This is a genomic window from Paraburkholderia sp. BR10954, from assembly GCF_040965775.1.
GTDB lineage: Bacteria > Pseudomonadota > Gammaproteobacteria > Burkholderiales > Burkholderiaceae > Paraburkholderia > Paraburkholderia youngii.
Genome location: NZ_JBFRCK010000005.1, coordinates 22,093 through 38,111, shown reverse-complemented (window position 1 = coordinate 38,111; position 16,019 = coordinate 22,093). Strand labels below are relative to the sequence as shown.

Here is a 16,019-nt window from a genome sequence, read left to right as displayed (position 1 = left end):
TTTCCATCAGTCCTTCAGTCGACGCGCGGCAAGCGCGCGCAGCGTCCGGTAGCACAGGCCCGCGATGATCAGCGCGGCGAGCACGCCGCCGAACAACAGCAGCAGCGGATGCGACGACAGCGCCCAGCGCAGATACTCCTGCGGCGACAAATGGCCGACATAGTATGCGGAGCCGTTCGACGTGATGGTGACGTCGGTGCCATGGATCACGGCCATCGCGCCTTGAATCTTCGGCAGCACGTCGGCGTCGAGCAGCGCGGCGGACAGGTCGGCGTCCGACGGACCGGCCGCGCTGATCAGCGCAACCGCGCTGCGGCCGCTCTGCAGCGGCGACTCGAAGCCGGTCAAGAGCGCCGCGCCGTTCGAGCTGACCATCGTCAGATCGGCGCGCGCGGGTGTGCGCTCGACGCCGCGCTCGCCGTGCCACCAGTCGCGCAGCTTGAACACGAGGTCGGTGAGCTGGAACGTGTGCGCGTCGCCGTTACTGGAGAACGGCATCGACTTCGACCAGCGCTGCAGCAGCGGCTGCTTGCCGGGCGCGCCGAATACCAGCAGGTCCTTGTCGGCGAAGTGGTCGACGTCGGCCGCATGGGTGACGGTCACACCGGCGACCGGAAAGCCGGTCGATTCGCCCATCCGGCCCATCGTCAGCAGATACAGGCTGTAGTCGCTCGCGTCCGGGTCGTCCGGCAGCACGACGGCGGTTTCGGAGAGATCCGCCATCCGCGTGAACGGGAAGCCGCTGTTGGCGAACGCGGCCAGGTCGGGCAGCGCCATGTAGTGCGGGAACGACGACAGATCGATCGTCGAGTTAGGATCGATCGCGCCGACCACGTTCTGCAGTAGGCGGCCCGTGCATTCGCCGGTGTTCGGGATGTCGTAGTAGAAGTGCAGGCGCAGCTGTGTGCGCGGCGTCATCAGGAGCGGCGGGATGCGGATGTTGCGGCGCGCGTCGGCGGTGCCGTCGGGCATGATCAGGTTGAAGTAGCGGCTCAGCTCGAACACCGACGTAGAGCGTGCCGGAATCGGCAGCGCCTGCACGAAGCCGTTGTTCACGCTGATGTTCAGCGACGAGCGGTCGCGCTTGGGTCGCACCGTGTAGCGATAGCGCAGAGCGATCGGCGCGCCGCGCGTGTGCCACATGAACAGATCGGGCGCCACACGCATGTTGATGCGCACCGCGTCGGCGTCGTAGCCGAACACGGTCAGGTCCTTCGGATCGGCGAGTTCGCCGAAGCGCACCGCGCGGTCGGTCGCCAGCCAGTTCGGCGCGTCGTACGGCACGCGCGGCGTGATCGCGTTCAGCGACGTGATCGTCGCGCTCGCGCCGGACAGCGTGCTATGGCCGATGCCGAGCGACTTCGCGGCGGTCTTCAGCTCGGCCTCGTCGCGGCCGAGCACGAGCAGCAGCTTGCCGCGTGCGTTCGCATCGCGCTCGACCACCGCGATGGTCGGCCCGGTGATCTCGGGAATCGTCACGCCGGCCGGATGCTGGTCGCTGGTCGCGAACACGACCGCGTTGCCTGACAGCGGCGGGTTGTCGAGCTGGGTCGGAAACAGCGCGCCGCGATAGCCGGCGAGCGAGCCGAACCATGACGCGACGATGCCGGCCGCTTCGAGCGTGCCGTTGCCGGGTTTCTGCGCGAACACGAACGGCAGTTCGAGGCGGCGCACGTCGCGGCGGTCGAAGAACGGCTGCGGCAGCGCGGCCAGTTCCGCCTTCGTCGCGAGCGACGAGTAGGTCAGGTCGAGCGAGCTCGCGTTGCTGATCGTCGCCCACAGCGACGAGTTCGCGGGGTCTTCGCAGGCGGTCGTGTAATGGCCGATCAGTTGCAGGTTCAGGTGGTTGAACTCGGTGATGAAGCGCGGATCGATCGTGATGTCGCGCGCGACCAGCATGCCGGCCTGCTCGTGCGGCAGCGGCAGTGTCGCGGCGACTTCACCGTTGATCAGCACCTTCAGTTGCGACAGGTTCGCCAGCAGCGCGGGCGAGTAGCTGTAGATCAGATGCAGCGTCGCGCCGGTCACGACCTCGTCGCCGCGCACCGAGAACGCGATGCCGTTCTGGCCGTCGACGCCGCGCAGTTGAAGCGGGTCGAGCGCGCCGAAGTCGGCAAACGTTAGCGTTTGCCGACGGCCTCCGGGCACCAGCGTGCCGGGCTCGGCGGTAGTCGGCGTGCGCATGCCGAGCGCCTTCACCGACGACGCCGCGAGCGCGGGCGTCGGCGCGGCGAGCTGGTCCTGAGCGATGGCGTTCGGATCGAACGGTACCGCCGCGCTCGGCGCGGGCACGTTGCCGACACCGGTCGCGACTTGCGGGGTTTGCGCCGCGGCGGCGGCTGCCGGCGCAGCAGCCGGAGCAGCCGCTTCAGCGAGCGGTACGAACGACGTCAGCGCGGTCTGCAGCGCAAGCCAGCAGGCGACGCCGCGCATGATTCGCCGCGAGTGTCGCGAGCCGTGGAGGGCGAACAGACGCGCTTGGGGTTCCGTGCTGTTGCGCCCGTGAGCCGGGTGTTCGATCTTGTCGTTCGGCATCCGGTAGCCTATAGATCAGTCTTTCGTTTTTAGCTTCTTGACGTCCGCGGGACGGCTTTTGATCGAACTGCGCAAGTCGTCGTACAGATGCTCGAACAGACCCGCGATGCCGCGCACGCCGACCCTCAGCACATGCGACAGGCCGCGCAGCGGCGTGTCCGTCTCGCGTCCCTCGGCCCAGCCGGTCCACGCGTCCGCGCGGGCGAAGGTGGTCTTCACGAACTCGTACTCCTGTTCGGGCGACAACGACGAAAAGCGCAGGCCCACGCGGCCCGGCCCGGTAAAACTGACGGTGGCGGGAAACGCGTACTCTTCGTCGCCGCGGAATAGCGACACGGTCACGGGCTCCTGCATCGGCACTTCGATCATGCTGGGCAGCGCGACACCGACACCGCCTTCCGAGTAGTCGATCGTTTCGCATGCGAGCGTGCGGCCGGTCGAGAACTTCAGCATCACCGGCATCTTCATCGCGACGCGGGGCACCGCGCGGATCTGGCGACGCTCGCTCGCGGCGGCCACGCTCGCGCCGAGGATCAGCATGTTGTAGCTGGTCCACGCGAGATTGAGCAGCGTGGTCTCGACGATGCTGCGCACGTGCCAGTTCAGATAGATGTGCACGAGACCCGCGAGGAACCCGAGCAGGTTCAGCAGCAGCAGGAACAGATACGGCCGCGAGATCGACCAGTCGAAGTAGCTCTTCTCGATCACGCCGCCCTTGGCCGTCACGTTGAACTTGCCGAGCTTCGGATTGATCAGCGCGAGCAGCGTCGGCGCGGTGATGTACGACGCGAGCACCGACTCGTACACCTCGGCCCAGAACGAATGGCGGAACATCCGCTGCATCCGCGAGTTCGTGATGCTCGCGTGCATCATGTGCGGCAGCGCGTAGATCGCGATCGTGCTGGCCGCCGCTTCGATCACATGCGCGCCGAAGAACAGGTACGACAGCGGCGCGGTCAGGAACACGAGACGCGGCACGCCGTAGAAGAAGTGCATCATCGCGTTCAGATAACAGAGCCGCTGGCCGATCTTCAGCCCCTTGCCGGTGAGCGGATTGTCGATCCGGAAGATCTGCGTCATGCCGCGCGCCCAGCGGATGCGCTGGCCGATGTGACCCGACAGGCTTTCGGTCGCGAGGCCGGCGGCCTGCGGAATCGCCAGATACGCGGTGGTGTAGCCGAGGCGGTGCAGCTTCAGTGCGGTGTGCGCGTCTTCGGTCACGGTTTCCACCGCGATGCCGCCGATCTCTTCGACCATGCTCCGGCGCAACAGCGCGCACGAGCCGCAGAAGAACGTCGCGTTCCACAGATCGTTGCCGTCCTGCACGAGGCCGTAGAACAGCTCGCCTTCGTTCGGCACCTTGCGGAAGGTGCCGAGGTTGCGCTCGAACGGGTCGGGGGAGAAGAAGTGGTGCGGCGTTTGCAGCATCGACAGCAGCTTGTCGCGCAGGAACCAGCCGAGGCCGATCTGCAGGAACGAGCGGGTCGGGATGTGATCGCAGTCGAAGATCGCGAGGTACTCGCCGCTCGTGATCTTCATCGCCTCGTTGATGTTGCCGGCCTTCGCGTGACGGTTGTGCGTGCGGATCGTCCAGTTCACGCCGACTTCCTCGCAGAACGCCTTGAACTCGGGGCGGCGGCCGTCGTCGAGCACGTGGATCGACATCTTGTCGGCCGGGTAGTCGAGCGCGAGCGCCGCGTAGACGGTCGGCTTCACGACAGCGAGCGGCTCGTTGTAGGTCGGGATGAACACGTCGACGGTCGGCCATTCGTCGCGATTGGCGGGCAGCGGCATCGGCTTGCGCTTGAGCGGCCACGCGGTCTGGAAGTAGCCGAGCATCAGCACGAGCGTCGCGTAAACCTCGGCGGAGACGAGCAGCAAACCCCAGGCGGCGTCGAGCGGCTGCTCCCAGCCGGTCGTTTCGGTCAGACGCCAGTACATGTAGCGGCCCGACGCGACGATCGACAGCATGATCATCACCATCGTCGCGTAGCGGCCGGGCAGACGCCGAAACATCAGCGCGAGCACGAAGCACAGCGTCGCGAAGGTCAGCTGCTGATAGAACTCGAGCGGCACCGTGAACACGAAGTACAGCATGTACAGCGCGAGCAGCGTGACGAGCCCGGTGACGATGCGGCTGTTCCAGAAGTTCGCTTCGATGAAGCGTTCGAACCGCGAAGGCTCGCCGCCCTCGGGTTCGCGGGAGGAGGCTGGTCTGCTCATGCGACGTTCCTCGGCTGGGCGGCGATCGCGTCGAGCGCCGCCATGAGCCACGCGCCGCACGCGCGCAAATCGGCGGCGGCCTGGCTCAGTGGATCGTAGTGGATCAGCGTCGTGTCGCAGGCGAGCGCTTCGCTGACGCCTTCATCGAGATGAATCACGCCGGGGAACACCTTGCCGGCGAGCATCTGGCGCAACACCTTCAGCACGTCCTTGGTCAGCTGGCGCGACTGGTCGATCTGGTTGACCACGTAGCCGACGCCGCCGAAGTCCGCGCGCGGCGCCGCGTAGGTTTCGATGAGCCGCTCCATGTGCGGGATCGCCGCGTACGACGCGGCGTCGGCGAGCACGATGTTCAGCGCGAAGGTGGCCGCGCTCAACGCGGTTCGCACGTAGACCGACGAGCCGGGCGGCGTGTCGATGATGACGATGTCGGACGCATCGAGCCGCAGGTTCTGCAGCGACTGCGCGAGCCATTGCGGATGCTGGTCGATATGCGCCTCGAGGCGGCGGCGATCATCTTCCAGCAGCGCGCCATAGGGCAGCACCGTCACGCCGTCGATGCCATCGAACATCACGGTTTGCCACGGGTTGCCGGAGAGCGTTGCGCGCGACACGCCGTCGATGCTGTCGAGCGGCACGCCGAAGTGCAGACGCAAGGCGTTCTGCGGATCGAGATCGAGCGCGATCACGCGCCGGCCGCTGTTGGCGAGCACGGAGGCGAGATTGGCGGCGAGGGTGGTCTTGCCGACCCCGCCTTTGGCCGATACCACGGCAATGACTTTCATGGCCGACGCGAACCGTTGGTGAGCCAGGACGGGAAGCCGCCGCGCGCGGGACCGCCGGATGGCTGCGCGCCTTGCCCGGGCGTGCCGCGCAGACGGTCGAAGAGCGAGTTCAGCGACGTGGTTTGGGGCGCGGGCACCGCAGCTTGCGGCGGCGCGGATGGGTTCTGCGCGGCAAACATCTTGCCGAGGATCGACGGTGGCTGGGCCGGTTGCGCGGGCGGGACAGCGTAGGTAGGTTGCGTGGCCTGTAACGGTTGCATCGGCGCTGCCGGTGCGGCGCTGACGCTGACGCTGGGTGCGACCCATGCGGGCGCGGTCGGTGGAACCGAAGCTTGCGACGCTGCCAGAGCCGGTGCCGAGATCGGCGGGATCGGCGCGATAGGCGCGATAGGCGCGGGTGGGGCAGCAGCCGGCGCGCCCGGCGCGGCAGCGATGCCCGATGACGCGACGCCCGCCGCCGCGCGCGCGGCGGCCTCGTCGGGTTCATCAGGGGTACTGAAGCGCGACGCGCCACTCGGCGCCGCAGGCTGCGCGGAAGTCGCCGGCACCGGTGGAATGTCACGCCGGTGAGGGCGCGTGAACAGCGGCGCCTTCGCGCGCGTCACCGATGCCATGTCTTTCGGCGTCGTGTCTTCATGGACGGCGACGGGCCGTGGCGCCACGCTCGCCGGCGGCTGCTGTTTCGGGTCGCGAAGCTGGCCGATCGCCGGAATGGCCGGCTGCGTCAGTTCGAGCGTGACGAGCAGCGGCCAACGAGTGCGCGCGGCGCGCGCGTCGTTTTCGCGACCGATCTCCTGGTACGCGTTGGCGTCGCCGCCGAATTGCTCGAACAGTTTTTCGATGTCGCTCGATGAACTCATGATGCCGTCGTCTGGTACATACCGTGCATTGCCCCGAGCCAATGTCTCGGAGCGCTGTTTTATTTGAACTGCCTTTCCTGCTTCCACGCGTCGGCTGTATCGACGTCGCACATTTTTTGCATTACTACCGCACTGTCTTGAACCTGGTATGTCGTTCCGCAGAGCCGCTGATGCTCAGGCGGGATGACGGCCGAGGCGGAATTCGAGCGAGCTGTCCTCGCCGAATGCGCTCGTCTGCACGACCGACAAACCCTGCGCGCCCAACGCGCTCAACCACGTCTGATAGGCGCCTTCGAGAAACGCCGGCGTCCAGGCGAGCGCCGAATCGCCGAAGGCCGGCAGCGGCGCGCAATAGTGAATGATGCGCAGCGACTCCGCCTCATCGGCGAGTGCGACATAACCCCAATCCATCTGATCCCAGTGAGCGTTCAACACCTGCTCGAGCTCGGCCGTCGATGAGCAGGCGGGCAGTGGATGCGCGAGCGCGAAACGATTGCCGACGCGATGCATCAGCTGACGCAATTCGTCGCGGCCGATTTGCGCTTCGAACTCGCTCGCCAGCGCGCTCAGCATGCCGCGCCACTGCGGTGAGATCTGGCGTTCGAGCAGATATTCGAGGATTGGGACCATGTTTTTCGGAAGTGGTCGCTGCCCGTTGCGCATTCGCAAACGTTTGCCCAATTGAGCAGCGGAGTCGTTCGGCAATCGCACGGCGCGCCATTTACGTCATTTCTACCGGAATGTCTAGCGTGTCCGGCACACTCGTCAGAAGTCTACTTAAGACAGTGACTTTTAGCCAATTTCCATTGATGCGCATTCGAGACACATGAATTACGTAATTTTTGCTGATTCAAACTAAATTGAAACGTTTGCCTTCGCTTCATGCAAAAAGGCTCGCGCAACATAGAAATCATGCATTCGGCGAGTGGTAATTCGCGCGAATCGAATTGCGGAATTGCGTGAAACCGTAATGAAAGTTATCGTCGCTTGCCGGCAATGGCCGAGAACGATCTCCGATTCAAAACGATTCGTAATGGGTACGCGGCGAACGTTAGCCATAAATGTTTATCGAACGTTTGCCGATAACCATTGGCGGAGTGACCGGAAACCCAGCCTGATCAGCCTCTATGTCTGCCATCCCAACGCAGCACCTGTCCCAGCCGAGTATGCGTGAGCGCTTTCACCAGCGCTCGCTCGAGCATCAGCGGCCGCTTGCCCTCGTGAAGCTGGGCTTCACGGTGCTTGCGTTCCTGTCGATGGTGGCGGCGCGCGAACTGGTCGGCGCACCGGCCGCGCCGCTCGGGTACCGGCTACTGTGCGCGTTCGTGCTTGCGCTGCTGGTACTGGCGATCCCATCCACGAAAACGACGGCGCTGTTCGGCGCAATCTGTGTCGCGTATGAGCTGGTGCTGATGGGCGGGCTCGTGCTGAACGCGCAAGGCCTGGCACAGCCGTTGCCGTGGCTCTTGCCGGCGTTCGTCGTGATACCGATCTGCGCGGCGCCGATATGGCTCACGCCCGTGCATTTCGCGACCGGCAGCGCGCTGTTCTACGCGGTGGCCATCGCGCTGCTGCGCGGCAAAACTCATGCGCCCGAGGTCGACGTGGCCGTGTGGACGTGGGTCATCGCGATCGGCGCGCCGACGACGGCGGTGTTCCATTTCGCCTTCTACCATTTCCGGCGCAATCACTTTCTGCTCGAAAGCCAGCTCGCCCAGCTCGCCGCAACCGATTCGCTGACAGGCCTGCAAAACCGCCGCTCGTTCGTCAAGCACGCGGAGGGACGACTCGAGACGCTGGCACCGGGCGCGCAGATCAGCGCGATCTTCCTCGACATCGACAGCTTCAAGTCGCTCAACGACCGCTTCGGCCATGCGGTCGGCGACCATGCGCTGTTTCAGGTCGCGCAGGTGCTGAAGGACGCGGTCGCGCTTTACCACAGCGTGAGCCGCATCGGCGGTGAAGAGTTCGCGCTGCTGATCGACGACGACCTCACCGGCGCGCTGCAATTCGCCGAGCGGCTGCGCCTCGACATCGCCGCGATCGAACGGCCGGACGGCAATCTCACCGCGAGCTTCGGCGTGGCCGAGCACCGGCGCGGCGAAAGCTTCATGGTGCTGCTCGATCGCGCGGACGAAGCGTTGCTGCGGGCGAAGCAGACGGGCCGCAACCGTGTCTGCGCGGAGCGCGCGCTACCGTTCGACGCGCTGCAGCCGCCGTTCGACGACGTGCTTGCGCCGCGTTACCGCTGGGAAGACTTCTATCTGATCTCGCACTTCCAGCCGCTCTACAGCCTGTCGCATCAGAAGCAGGTCGGTTTCGAGGCGCTGCTGCGCGGCGAGCACGACGACGGCACGCTGGTGCCGCCGGTCGTGATGTTCGCGCCGAAGCCGTCGAGCGACGAAGGCGCGCTCGACCGCGCGAGCCACGCGGTGCATCTCGGCAACGCGCGCCGCGCGCTGCCCGGCGATGCGTGGCTGTTCCTGAACATCCTGCCGTCCACCTTCGTCGCCGACGGCTATGCCGACCAGTTGACGAAGATCGTGCGCGCCGCGGGGCTCGAACCCGAGCGCGTGATTCTGGAGATCCTCGAATCGCATGGCGGCAGCGTCGACGAGATGTCGCGCGCGGCGGCGCGCTATCGCCAGCACGGCTTCCTGATCGCCGTCGACGACTTCGGCGCGGGCCAGTCGAACCTCGACCGGCTGCTGCGGATTCGGCCGGACATCGTGAAGCTCGACGGCGAGCTGATTCGCGCGACCACGCACGGCACGCAGCAGCCGATCCTGCCGAAGCTCGTGTCGCTGCTGCATCAGGCGGGGATGCTGGTGGTCGTCGAAGGGGTCGAGACGACCGACGAGCTGATTCTCGCGGTCGAGTCGAATGTCGATTTCGCGCAGGGCTATCTGCTCGGGCGGCCCGCTGTCGAGATCGCGCCGCCCGAGTCGGTGCATCGCCAGATCGACGATGCATTCGACGTGATCGCGCAGGGCCGCGCGCATCAGTATGCATTGTTCGAATCCGAGCTGGAGCCGTACCGGGTCGAACTGCGGCGCGCGGCCGACGGCTTGCGCGCCGGCGTCACGATGGACGACGCGTTCGCGCTGCTCGCGACCTTCAAGCGTTGCATCAGCTGCTTCCTTCTCGACGATACCGGCCGCCAGATCGGTCACGAGGTGCGCGGGCCGGCATGGTGCAAGGACGCCGCGTCGCTGCAGCCGGTCGCGAATCCGCGCGATGCGCGCTGGGATCATCGGCCGTACTTCCGCAATGCGGTGCTGCTGCCCGGCGAGGCGATCACCAGTAATCCGTATCTGTCGCTCGCGAGCGGGCGGCCGTGCATCGCGGTGACACTCGCCGTGCAATCAGCGCGCGGGCGCTGTGTGATGGGGGTCGAGCTGGATTGGTCGGCGCGAGGCTTGCCTTGGCCGGCGGGGGAGTAGGGGAAGGCCGCGTCCGCGGATGGGGGCGGCCCGCGGCTTTTGCGTCCGGTTTCGCGCTAATACCCGCCTTTGACCTGCGGTGCCATCGCCGCCGTGTTTTTGTACGACGCGGCGAGGTCCGCGGCTGCGCGACTCAGCAAGCCGGTGTCCGTGCCGACTGCGACGAAGCTCGCGCCCGCTGCCAGATATTCGGCCGCCAGCGCGGGATCGGGTGCGAGCACGCCCGCGGCCTTGCCAGCGCCGCGCACGGTATCGATGCCGCGGCGAATCGCGTCGCGCACGCGCGCATCGCCCGGTTTGCCGAGCAATCCCATCGACGCGCTCAGATCCGACGGCCCGAAAAACACGCCATCGACGCCATCCACACGCGCGATCTCCGCGAGACTGTCGAGGCTCTGCACGGTTTCCGCCTGCACGATCACGCACAGTTCGTCGGCGGCGGTGTTCAGATAGTCGGGCACACGATTCCAGCGCGACGCGCGCGCGAGCGCGCTGCCGACGCCGCGAATGCCCAGCGGCGGATAGCGCGTGGCCGCGACCGCATCGAGCGCCTGCGCCGCCGTGTCGATCATCGGCAGCAGCAGCGTTTGCGCGCCGATGTCGAGCAACTGCTTGATCAGCGCGGCGTCGCTCTTCACCGGCCGCACGACCGGATGCGACGGATACGCGGCGACCGCCTGCAACTGCGACAGCGTGCTGCGTACGTCGTTCGGCGCGTGCTCGTTGTCGATCAGCAGCCAGTCGAAACCGGCGGTGGCGAGCAGTTCGGTCACATAGGCGTCGGCGAGCGCGGCCCACAAGCCGAACTGCGGCCTGCCGTCAGCGAGTGCGCGTTTGAAGGGGTTGGTCGGCAAGGACATGTCGTTGCTCTCAGATGAAATTCAAACCGATGCCGCCCAGCGGGCCATAGTCGACGTGGAACGTGTCGCCCGCGCGGGCCGGAATCGGGCTCGTGAATGAGCCGCTCAGGATGACGTCGCCCGCGTTCAATGATTCGTCGTACGGAGCAATCTTGTTGGCGAGCCACGCGACGCCGGTGGCCGGATGGTTGAGCACCGCCGCCGCGAGCCCGCTTTCCTCGACCGCGCCGTTCTTGTACAGCAGCGCGCCGACCCAGCGCAGGTCGACGTCGAGCGGACGCACGGGCCTGCCGCCGAGCACGACGCCCGCGTTCGCGGCGAAGTCGGAGATCGTGTCGTACACCTTGCGCGGCGCGCGCGTTTCGCGATCGAACTGCTCGATGCGGGCGTCGATGATTTCGATGGCCGGCGTTACATAGGCGGTCGCGTCGAGCACATCGAACAGCGTGACGGCTGGCCCCTTCAACGGTTTGTTCAGCACGAACGCGATTTCCACTTCGACGCGCGGCGCGATGAAACGATCCGCGCGAATGTCCTGGCCGCTGTCGATGAACATGCTGTCGAGCAGCGGCGCGTAGTCGGGTTCGTCGATCTGCGACGAGCGCTGCATCGCGCGCGACGTCAGGCCGATCTTCCTGCCCTTGATGACATGGCCTTCGGCGAGTTTCAGCTTGACCCACTCGCGTTGAATCGCGTAGCCGTCCTGTACGGTCATCTGCGGATACTGCGCGGAAAAATGGCGCAGCTGCGTGCGGGTCTTTTCCGCGTGATCGAGTTGTGCGGCGAGGTCGCGGATGGTTTGTTCGTCTAGCATGATGTGTCAGCCCTTGAGCCGCGCATGCAGATTGTTGTGCTTCCAGGTGCCAGCTTCGCTGAACTCGTTGATTTCGAGCGACAACGCGAGCCCCTGCCTTTCGAACTCAGCGGCGAAGCACTGCTTGATCAGCGCGAACAGCGCGTCGCCGGTCGCCTTCTTGACGGCCTCCGAGCGACCCGCGCCGATCTTCAGGTTTGCGTGCAGGAACGCGGCGCCGGGACGCCCATCGGCGATGCAGTACTGTTCGCAGCGCAGCGCGCGCACGCGTATGCCGCCGAGCGGATAGACGCGCTCGCCGTTGTCGCGCTGCGCGTCGAGGCACTGCGCGAGGTCTTTGCAGAGTTCGCTGAGCCGTTGAGCATCCGCGAGGTTGGCGCTGTATTCGAGTGTCAAGTGAGGCATGGCGATTTCCTCGCGAGAGTCAGACGGGTAGCGGTGTGACCGGGAAAATCGCGTTCATCTGACCGGTGCCCGAACTGCCGAAATAAGGCGTGATGACTTCGACCTTGCCGTCGTAACGATCCCAGCCGAGCGCACCGAGCAGCATCGCGGTATCGTGCATGCCGCCTTCGCCCCAGCATTTCTCGTTGTAGAGCGGCAGCATGTCGCAGAAGGTCTTCCAGTCGCCGGCTTCCCACATGCGCACCACGCTGCGATCCATCTGTTCGAGGAACGGGCTCCAGACTTTGTGCAAGAACTGATCGGCGGTGCCGTTGTTCGCGAAGTGATGCGACAGCGAGCCGCTCGCGAGAATGGCCACGGTACCGTCGTAGCGTTCTTCGATGGCCTTGCGCACCGCGAGGCCAAAGCGCGCGCTGGTTGCGAGGTCGTGCCACATGCACCAGCCCGCAACCGACACCGTCTTGAAGTGCTGATCGCCGTTCATATAGCGCATCGGCACCAGCGTGCCGTATTCGAGTTCGAGCGTGGTCTCGCTGTGCGCGCGGCTTTTCACGCCCATTTCGTTGGCGACTTCCGCGATCAGCTCACCGAGCCCGACATTGCCCGGGTACGCGTACGGCATGTTCCTGATGAAATGCGGCAGCTCGTTGCTCGTGTACACGCCTTCGAATTTCGGCGCGCAATTGATGTGGTATTCGCTATTCACGAGCCAGTGCACGTCGAACACGACGATCGTATCGACGCCGAGTTCGCGACAGCGTCGGCCGATTTCGTGGTGTCCGTCGATCGCGGCCTGACGGCAACCCTTGTGTGGACCGTCCAGCTCGGATAAGTACAGCGACGGCACGTGTGTGACTTTTGCTGCCAGCGCGAGTTTGCCCATCGCGGTCTCCCAGTTTTTTCGAGGTCGCGGTTAGACGCCCCAGCGCGGAATATGATGCGAGCCGAGCGACACGCAGACGTTCTTCGGTTCGAGGAATACTTCATAGCTCCACGTGCCGCCTTCGCGACCCACGCCCGACGCTTTCGTGCCGCCGAACGGCTGACGCAGATCGCGCACGTTCTGGCTGTTCACGAAGCACACGCCCGCTTCGACGGCTGCCGCCACGCGCAACGCGCGGCCCGTGTTCTCGGTCCAGATATAGCTCGACAGACCATATGAAATATCGTTGGCGAGACGGATCGCCTCGGCTTCATCGTCGAACGGAATCAGGCATGCGACCGGTCCGAAGATCTCTTCCTGAGCGATGCGCATGCGGTTGTCGACGTCGACGAACACGGTCGGCGTGACGAAGTTGCCGTGACGCAAGGCGTCGGGCAACTCGGGCGTATCGAGGCCGCCGCACGCGAGCGTCGCGCCTTCCTTCGGGCCGAGTTCGATATAGCTGCGTACTTTCGCGAGATGCCCTTGGCTGATCATCGGGCCGACGATCGTGCCGTCCGCGAGCGGGTCGCCGACCGTCAGACGCTTGGCGCGCTCGATGAAGCGCTCCGCGAAGTGCGCGTAGATGGAGCGCTGCACGAGAATGCGCGAGCCCGCGGTGCAGCGCTCGCCGTTGTTCGAGAAGATCATGAACACCGCGGCATCGAGCGCGCGTTCGAAGTCGGCATCGTCGAAAATCACGAACGGCGACTTGCCGCCAAGCTCCATCGAGAACTTCTTCAGGCCCGCGGTTTGCACGATGCGATTGCCGGTCGCGGTCGACCCGGTGAACGACACCGCGTGCACGTCGCGATGCGCGACGAGCGGTTCGCCCGCTTCCTTGCCGTAGCCGTGCACGAGGTTCAGCACGCCCGCCGGAATGCCCGCTTCGAGCGCGAGCTTGCCGAGCATCGACGCGGTCAGCGGCGACAGCTCGCTCATCTTCAGCACGGCGGTGTTGCCGAACGCGAGGCAGGGCGCGACCTTCCAGGTTGCCGTCATGAACGGCACGTTCCACGGCGAGATCAGCGCGCACACCCCGACCGGATGAAACAGCGTGTAGTTCAGATGCGAGTCGGTCGGGTACGTGTGGCCGTCGACGCGCGTGCACATCTCGGCGAAATAGCTGAAGTTGTCGGCCGCGCGCGGCACCAGTTGCTTGCGCGTCTGCGAGATCGTCTGACCGGTGTCCTTCGTTTCGGTCTCCGAGATTTCCGGTACGTGCTTCGTGATCAGCTCGCCGAGTCTGCGGATCAGCTTCGCGCGTTCCGCAGCGGGTTTCGCGGCCCAGGCGGGGAACGCGCCTTTGGCCGCTTGCACGGCCGCATCGACTTCTTTCGCACCGCCGCGCGCGACTTCGGCGAGCACTTCCTGCGTGGCTGGATTGACGGTTTCGAAGTAGTCACTCGAGGTGCACATCTCGCCGTTGATCAGATGGTCGATCGGCATTGCGTTGTCCTTTTGCTGTTCGCTGGGTTTTTGCTGTCCATCAGGCGCGGCCGAAGTCCGCGTCCGATGCGATCGTGTTGACCAGGCGGCCGAGGCCGTCGATCTCGCAGACGACTTCATCGCCCGCGTTGACGTTGACGATGCCTTCGGGCGTGCCGGTGAGGATAACGTCGCCGGGCGCAAGCGTCATGAAACCGCTCAGGTATTCGATTAGCGCGGGAATGTCGGTGACGAGATCGCGCGTATTGCCGCACTGCTGACGCGTGCCGTTGACGAACGTGCGCAACTCGAGCTGCGTGACGTCGGCGATGTCGGCGGCGTCGACGAACCAGGGGCCGAGCACCGTGCCGCCGTCGCGATTCTTCACGCGCAGATTCGGGCGATAGTAGTTTTCGAGGTAGTCGCGAATCGCGTAGTCGTTCGCGATCATGTAGCCGGCCACGTGCTGCATCGCGTCTTTACGCGCGACGTTTTGCGCGGTTCGCCCGATCACGACCGCGAGCTCGCACTCGTAGTGCATGAACGTGACGTCGGCGGGGCGGCGCGTAACGCCGCGATGGCCGAGTACCGTGCCCGGCCCCTTCAGAAATACCAGCGGCTCTTCCTGCTTGCTGAACTGCAACTCCTTCGCGTGCTCCGCGTAGTTCAGGCCGAGCGCGAAGATGGTGCCGACTTGGATCGGCGCGAGCCAGACCACTTCGTCCTCGCGACACGCGCGGCCGTCAGCGAGACGGACACCCTGCGCGTGCGGATACGCTTCGTGAATCGCTCCCGCATAGGCAACGCGGCCGCGCATCATGATTGTTCTCCGTGGTGTTGAGCGGCGCCTACGAACGAGACGGTCAAGGGCGGCAGCGTACCGATCGACAGCGTGGCGGTATCGCCGACATGCGCGACCGGCGAGCCGTGCCGCACGCCGAGCGTGAGCACGTCGCCCGCGTTCAGCGTCATGAAGTCGGTGACGTCGGCGAGTAATTGCGCGACGTTGCGCACCGACGATGCGGTGCTCGCCATAAACGGTTCGCCACCGTTCAGCGAGACGGCGATGTCGAGCCGATCCGGCGCGGCGACATGGCGCGCGGCGACGAGCGCGGGTCCGATCACGCAGAAGCCGTCGCGTGCGCGCAGCCGTACGTTCGGGCGATACACGTTGGTATGCGGCACGCTCAGATCGCCGACCAGCGTGTAGCCAGCGATATAGTCCGCTGCGCACTCGACGCCGACACGCGTCGCAGTGCGGCCGATCACGATGCCGAGCGACGCGCCGACCTCGACGCCGAGCGCGTCATCCGACACGACCACGCGCGCCCGATGCCCGGCCAGCGTATTGCGCGGCTTCAGATACAGAATCGGCGCTTTCGGCGGGGCCTTGTACGGTGCCGCATGCACTGCGTCGCCCAGCGCGTTCAAGGCGGCGCGATCGTTAAGCAGGACTCCATACACCGCGCCGCTGACCGGCGCGCGACACGCGACGCCCCGCGCGAGCAACGCGGCCGCGGTGTGCGCGTCCACGTCGCGAGGCAGCGCGTCGCCTTCGGGATGCAATAGATGATCGGCAAGGGCAAACATAAGTGCGCGGCCTCGTGTCGAAAATTCGGCGAGAGTTCGGCGAAAACACTAAGATGTTAGTAGTATCCTGCTTGATATGATTGACGGTCAATAGGCTGTCAGTTGATCGCGGGTTTTCCCGTAAGCTTCGACGGCTTTTCTTTCCGATTCCTTG

13 protein-coding genes are annotated in these 16,019 nt (G+C 65.5%); 1 reads left to right on the top strand and 12 read right to left on the bottom strand.

The window, feature by feature from the left end; translation table 11 throughout:
- Nucleotides 1-6: 6 nt before the first annotated feature.
- From bcsB to bcsD, 5 genes are all read right to left on the bottom strand, one after another.
- On the bottom strand, nucleotides 7-2,535 hold the full coding sequence (gene bcsB / locus AB4Y34_RS09465; protein WP_176380990.1) for a cellulose biosynthesis cyclic di-GMP-binding regulatory protein BcsB: 2,529 nt from the start codon (nucleotides 2,533-2,535) through the stop codon (nucleotides 7-9).
- Between the two features lie 15 nt (nucleotides 2,536-2,550).
- Nucleotides 2,551-4,758, bottom strand: a complete 2,208-nt coding sequence (bcsA, locus tag AB4Y34_RS09460; protein WP_176380989.1) for a UDP-forming cellulose synthase catalytic subunit — start codon at nucleotides 4,756-4,758, stop codon at nucleotides 2,551-2,553.
- Nucleotides 4,755-5,543 (bottom strand): cellulose biosynthesis protein BcsQ, encoded by a 789-nt coding sequence (gene bcsQ, locus AB4Y34_RS09455; protein ID WP_176380988.1) that lies wholly within the window; start codon nucleotides 5,541-5,543, stop codon nucleotides 4,755-4,757. The genes bcsA and bcsQ overlap by 4 nt, the downstream gene beginning before the upstream one ends.
- Nucleotides 5,540-6,403, bottom strand: coding sequence for a cellulose biosynthesis protein BcsP (gene bcsP / locus AB4Y34_RS09450; protein ID WP_368715862.1), 864 nt, complete (start codon nucleotides 6,401-6,403; stop codon nucleotides 5,540-5,542). Before bcsP ends, bcsQ begins: the two co-directional genes overlap by 4 nt.
- A 174-nt stretch (nucleotides 6,404-6,577) precedes the next feature.
- Nucleotides 6,578-7,033, bottom strand: a complete 456-nt coding sequence (bcsD, locus tag AB4Y34_RS09445; protein ID WP_176366713.1) for a cellulose biosynthesis protein BcsD — start codon at nucleotides 7,031-7,033, stop codon at nucleotides 6,578-6,580.
- Nucleotides 7,034-7,530: 497 nt separating this feature from the next.
- Between bcsD and AB4Y34_RS09440 the strand changes: the two genes are divergently transcribed.
- The gene (locus AB4Y34_RS09440; protein WP_368715861.1) at nucleotides 7,531-9,846 is read left to right on the top strand and encodes an EAL domain-containing protein; all 2,316 of its coding nucleotides are present in this window, start codon (nucleotides 7,531-7,533) and stop codon (nucleotides 9,844-9,846) included.
- A 56-nt stretch (nucleotides 9,847-9,902) separates the two neighbouring features.
- Here the strand turns inward: AB4Y34_RS09440 and hpaI are convergent, their stop codons facing one another.
- From hpaI to AB4Y34_RS09405, 7 genes are read right to left on the bottom strand one after another with little or no spacing between them, the layout of a single operon-like run.
- On the bottom strand, nucleotides 9,903-10,706 hold the full coding sequence (gene hpaI / locus AB4Y34_RS09435; RefSeq protein ID WP_176107832.1) for a 4-hydroxy-2-oxoheptanedioate aldolase: 804 nt from the start codon (nucleotides 10,704-10,706) through the stop codon (nucleotides 9,903-9,905).
- A 10-nt stretch (nucleotides 10,707-10,716) separates the two neighbouring features.
- Nucleotides 10,717-11,520 (bottom strand): 2-oxo-hept-4-ene-1,7-dioate hydratase, encoded by an 804-nt coding sequence (gene hpaH / locus AB4Y34_RS09430; protein WP_368715860.1) that lies wholly within the window; start codon nucleotides 11,518-11,520, stop codon nucleotides 10,717-10,719.
- Between the two features lie 6 nt (nucleotides 11,521-11,526).
- A complete protein-coding gene (locus AB4Y34_RS09425; protein ID WP_176380983.1) occupies nucleotides 11,527-11,925 on the bottom strand; it encodes a 5-carboxymethyl-2-hydroxymuconate Delta-isomerase in 399 nt (132 codons plus the stop codon).
- A 19-nt stretch (nucleotides 11,926-11,944) separates the two neighbouring features.
- Nucleotides 11,945-12,808 (bottom strand): 3,4-dihydroxyphenylacetate 2,3-dioxygenase, encoded by an 864-nt coding sequence (hpaD, locus tag AB4Y34_RS09420; protein WP_368715859.1) that lies wholly within the window; start codon nucleotides 12,806-12,808, stop codon nucleotides 11,945-11,947.
- Nucleotides 12,809-12,838: 30 nt separating this feature from the next.
- A complete protein-coding gene (hpaE, locus tag AB4Y34_RS09415) occupies nucleotides 12,839-14,296 on the bottom strand; it encodes a 5-carboxymethyl-2-hydroxymuconate semialdehyde dehydrogenase (protein WP_368715858.1) in 1,458 nt (485 codons plus the stop codon).
- Nucleotides 14,297-14,336: 40 nt separating this feature from the next.
- Nucleotides 14,337-15,095 (bottom strand): fumarylacetoacetate hydrolase family protein, encoded by a 759-nt coding sequence (locus AB4Y34_RS09410; protein WP_368715857.1) that lies wholly within the window; start codon nucleotides 15,093-15,095, stop codon nucleotides 14,337-14,339.
- Nucleotides 15,092-15,865, bottom strand: coding sequence for a fumarylacetoacetate hydrolase family protein (locus tag AB4Y34_RS09405; RefSeq protein WP_176380980.1), 774 nt, complete (start codon nucleotides 15,863-15,865; stop codon nucleotides 15,092-15,094). The genes AB4Y34_RS09410 and AB4Y34_RS09405 overlap by 4 nt, the downstream gene beginning before the upstream one ends.
- Nucleotides 15,866-16,019: the final 154 nt, after the last annotated feature.